Source organism: Kitasatospora sp. UYEF31, assembly GCF_057291755.1.
Window position 1 is genome coordinate 1 of the sequence record NZ_JBXAWK010000142.1, and the last position, 1,758, is coordinate 1,758.

2 protein-coding genes are annotated in these 1,758 nt (G+C 57.2%); both read left to right on the forward strand.

Annotated features, from left to right (window positions below):
* Window positions 1-455 precede the first annotated feature (455 nt).
* Window positions 456-863, forward strand: coding sequence for a GH-E family nuclease (locus tag AC0Z36_RS29560; protein WP_485466163.1), 408 nt, complete (start codon window positions 456-458; stop codon window positions 861-863).
* Between the two features lie 127 nt (window positions 864-990).
* Window positions 991-1,557 (forward strand): suppressor of fused domain protein, encoded by a 567-nt coding sequence (locus AC0Z36_RS29565; RefSeq protein ID WP_485466162.1) that lies wholly within the window; start codon window positions 991-993, stop codon window positions 1,555-1,557.
* Window positions 1,558-1,758: the final 201 nt, after the last annotated feature.

Here is a 1,758-nt window from a genome sequence, read left to right on the forward strand (position 1 = left end):
GTCCCGCACCCCGACCAGCCGCTGACCACCGGTCACCGGCCGTCACCCCATGCCCGGAACCGTCACACGACGTGAACCCGCTGAATGTTTACGTCGGAGCGCCCGGCTCAGGTTCATCTGTGGATCGCCCGCGTGGTCCGCAGGGAGACTCCTCAGGAAATGGGCAGGGTGGTGGCGGAGGCGAAAATCGGCCGACACCATCAGGTGTAGCTCCTGACGAACCGGATGAGAACAATCCAGCAAACCAACCACAGTCGAGCGGAAACACCGAACTGGACCGGCTGCGTCGTCCCCGCAGGCCGAACCTTCGAATCAGGTCCCGTTTCACTGTATTCCAGAATGCGCAGCGCGCCGAGAATGGCGAAGACTTCATATGCCCGAACTCCGGGCGCACGATACCTTGCGAACGGGATGCCGAAAATAATGCCATCCTCTATAATGAGCGCGGCAGGGTGGTGCAGCCCAGGAGTGACGAGCAGGCGCAGTCGGAGAATGAGAATCCCGGATTCACTCGGCCCGCCCCGAACCCGTCGTCGAACTCAGGCCAGCCTCAGAACTTCCATTTCGGGCATGTAACCGACAGCGAGTTCCGTCGACTGGTCCAGCTCGTCGAAGATGAACCGGGACGGTTCAGTTGGAAGGATGTGTTGAATGAGTACAACAATCCTTCGCACTATCAGGTCGAGGATCCGAGTACCAACGTAAGCCATGGATCCGAATCCAATGGTCCAGGATACGGCCACTATCAGGACATGCTCTCAAGAAGCATCGAAGCCGAAGCAGCAACTGCGGCCGAGTCGCAGCCAGGAGACGACTCGCCTCCTGAAGACCACGGGCGTAGGAGCCCGAGGACTCGACGCTAGCAACTGGGAATAAGTCAGTCTCGGAGGCTCGATAGTTATCGGGACGAACTGATCCTGGAGTCCACTTGAACCTGATCCTTGAATTCACGCGTGCTATCATCATTGAAAACATTTGGGAGTTGTGACTGTGTCTGCCGATGAAAAGTACAGTGGTTTTTTGGACCATGTTCGAAATTTCCTGGGGCCGATCCGCGATGCGGTTCCTCCGGACATCGGCGGGACGAATCGAGGATTCTCCGTTTTTTTTAGTGAATCAGGAGACGGGGACCTCGTATCCGCTGTCACCAATGGATTGCGCTTCCAGGACGTGACGGCCGTCATGCCTCAAGAGGTCGTGTGCACTTTGTATAAATCCGACCGTGCCGCAGCCCATCTGCTGGTGGCGATGACCGCCGGTCTTGTGATCAAGCTGAAGCAGGGATTGGTTCTCGATCAGGTGATTCCATCGGAAGAGCCGCTGGTGGAAGGCACGCGCATTCATGGTGTTGTGACCCTGACCCACCCCTATCTTGACGATGGATTCGAATCGCTCGTCAATTCGCAGGGTCAGACAGAGCTAAATATTTTCACGCTCGTGCCAGTGACGGATGAAGAGATCGCGTTCATGGAGGCCCATGGCCCTGATGATCTCTATGAGCGCTGGGAAATTCAGGAAACCGACCTTCTTGACATCCGCCGGGATTCGGCAGTGTAGAAGTACCTCGGGTTTTCGGTCCGACTTTCGTGCCGGTCTTTTCCTGTGTGTCCGGCTGGGTGAACGGGCCGCATTACCTGTGTCTGCTGAAGCCCGCAGACACCAGGAGGGTTATTCAGAAGTCTGCTGAAGGAAGTACAGACCGATGACCGCCCGGAACGTTTCGTGGAAGGTCTCCAGCGGGCGGCGGTAGTCGGTGTG